Origin of the sequence: Oscillibacter sp. KLE 1745 (assembly GCF_000469445.2) — a bacterium.
Lineage (GTDB): Bacteria > Bacillota > Clostridia > Oscillospirales > Oscillospiraceae > Oscillibacter > Oscillibacter welbionis.
The window spans coordinates 73703-75915 of record NZ_KI271718.1 but is presented as its reverse complement, the minus strand read 5'-3'; the positions used below and the strand labels follow the sequence as shown (position 1 = coordinate 75915).

Sequence of the window (2213 nt, the reverse complement as noted above, 5' to 3'; positions counted from 1 at the left end):
GACAGCGGCAGGCAGGGTCGCCCCGCCTGCCGCTCCATATTATGCCTGCTTTTCTTCGCCTTGAGCCGTTGCCTGCTCCGGCAGGACAATCGCTCCACCATGCAGATCAGCAATACCCTCTGCCTGGGAGCTCCGCTTCTCCGCCTGTGTGCCGAAATAGAAGGCAATCACCACAGTAAACACAGTCAAGAACTGATCTGTGGTCACGTGGCCGGTGACGGCCAGATAAGCAAAGACGCATGTGAGCACAATCGTCACAATGCTCTTGACTGCCAGCAGGTTGGCTGCCCGCTTTTTCAGCAGCTCCATCTTAGTCCTCCTCCGTCAGCACGTCGCCCCGCAGGCGGTACTTGTGACCGCCAATGTACACATAGGCGGCCTCCTGTCCCATGTCCACGTCCACAGTGCGGCCATTCACCACATGGACCTTTTCCAGACTACCCACACCGTGGTCCAGAATCCCCCATCCGTTGGCCTCAGCAGGGGTCTCGCCCACACATGTCTCCGCCAGCTCCTGAGCGGAGATGAGATTGCGGGCGGGGTCAAGCTGGAGTCCGCAATCCAGCTCCTTCAGCTCCTGGTTGGTCTCGTCCAGGGGCTTGTCCCCTCTGGTGTAATCATGCAGGATGTCCTCCAGGTTTTTCATGGTATGTACTCCTTTCAAATTTCCGGCTGGTGCCGGTATTAAACTTTGCTGAACTGGTGCGCCGCCTCGTCCCGGGCGAAGTCCTGATACGCCTCCTGCGCGCTGCGAGCGGCCTCCATGGCCTCTTCCACGTCGCCGTTGGTGTGCATCCCCGCCAGCTTCTTGGCGGTGGTCAGGGACAGGGAGCAGTTGGCGTACATCAGGTCCATGGCCAATCTGCTCTCTTTCTCCCGGCGCTGGGCACGGACCTCCGCCCGTTTGGCGCTCAGGCGGCTCCGTCGCTCCGCAATGGCCGCCAGCACGGTAGCCGCCCCAGCGATCAAGGCGCAGATTACTTCTGTGTTCATGCCGGTACCTCCTCAAAATACTGCCCGATCAGCTCATGGGGCAGGTATTGGAGGATCACCTTGCCGCCCTCTGCCTCGCCGGTGCGGGCGCAAAGGTACGTCTTGCCGTCCTCCGGGTCCTTGTAATATAGGCCGTACTCATACTCCATCCCGCGCACAGCCGGGATGGGGTCGTCTTTTGTCCCGGTCTCGCTGCCCTGGATGGCGGTCCATAGAGAGGGCGTGGACGCCGGCTCCCATCCCGCCTGAGACGTGTGGGCCTTTCTTTCATTGATCCGGTACAGCTGCGAGGTCCCAGGCTGACGGACAATACACGGCTCCCCTTCGCCTCCATAAGCCACACCTGCGGCCCACTCCGGATACAGGGAGGGCAAGGTAAGCGCCTGCGCATCCGTGGCTCCCTGCGCCGACAGCAGCGCCGCCCGGCGCATCTTCAATGCTCTGACCTTACGCATCAGCGTCACCTCCAATCAGCACATCGAATGCTGTATCCACCGGGCCCGGCGCAGCCTTGACGGTCTCCGGCAGCTCCGGCCACTGGATATCCGCAGGGAAGCCATCCTGCTGTGGCACATCCCGCAGGGCCTGCCGGTATGTACGCATGGACTCCCGCGTGGCGGCGTCGATGGGGGCGTCAAGGGTCTGCGTCCAATCCGTGTCTGCCAGCAGTTTGTCCCGCCGCGCCCGAATTTCCTCCGCGGTTTCCGGCACCTCCTCCACAGTAACTTCACCCTGCCATGCCTCCGCCTGGGCGATGGCGTAATTTGAATCTGTGTAAGGCATCGTAACACCGGAGAGCACCGTCTCGATGTCCGGCTCCTCAGGAGTGCCGTGGTTGATCTCTGTCGCAAGCTGATATTTGATGATCTTCATGGTGCCCTCCTCTTAGCTGGTAGTCTTTGTGTATTTGAGGATGACGTATACATTGCTTCTGGATAGATCGGCGTCCGCCTCAATCGTAATTTGGGATGCGTTTACTAGTATCCCGACAATGTTTTTATGGCCTATCAGATTCGCTCCACCCAAAATTCCGCTTACATCCACACATTGGTTGAAGCCTGTAATGCCATGCTCCACAGTCTTTGATGTAGCATTTGGCGCAGTCCCGAAATTGACCGCTTTTGTATAGATCGGTACTTGTTGATACCGCTCTATGGTCCGGTACTCGACGCCTAACTGCATGGGGGGATTGATCCATTCGAGTGGCCCCCAAACGCCAT

At 59.2% G+C, this 2213-nt stretch carries 5 protein-coding genes and 1 pseudogene; all 6 read right to left on the bottom strand.

What is annotated here, in order from left to right:
• Positions 1-39 precede the first annotated feature (39 nt).
• Positions 40-309 (bottom strand): hypothetical protein, encoded by a 270-nt coding sequence (locus HMPREF1546_RS07725; RefSeq protein WP_021751833.1) that lies wholly within the window; start codon positions 307-309, stop codon positions 40-42.
• A gap of 1 nt (position 310) precedes the next feature.
• Complete coding sequence (locus tag HMPREF1546_RS07720) at positions 311-646, bottom strand: hypothetical protein (RefSeq protein ID WP_021747503.1); 336 nt, start codon at positions 644-646, stop codon at positions 311-313.
• Positions 647-684: 38 nt separating this feature from the next.
• Positions 685-993: a hypothetical protein gene (locus HMPREF1546_RS07715; RefSeq protein WP_021747502.1), complete on the bottom strand. Its 309-nt coding sequence runs from the start codon at positions 991-993 to the stop codon at positions 685-687.
• Positions 990-1448: a hypothetical protein gene (locus tag HMPREF1546_RS07710; protein WP_021747501.1), complete on the bottom strand. Its 459-nt coding sequence runs from the start codon at positions 1446-1448 to the stop codon at positions 990-992. The genes HMPREF1546_RS07715 and HMPREF1546_RS07710 overlap by 4 nt, the downstream gene beginning before the upstream one ends.
• The gene (locus tag HMPREF1546_RS18215) at positions 1441-1866 is read right to left on the bottom strand and encodes a tail fiber assembly protein (RefSeq protein ID WP_021747500.1); all 426 of its coding nucleotides are present in this window, start codon (positions 1864-1866) and stop codon (positions 1441-1443) included. The genes HMPREF1546_RS07710 and HMPREF1546_RS18215 overlap by 8 nt, the downstream gene beginning before the upstream one ends.
• 12 nt (positions 1867-1878) lie before the next feature.
• Positions 1879-2213 (bottom strand): annotated as a pseudogene (locus tag HMPREF1546_RS19395) (hypothetical protein); the annotation flags it as partial.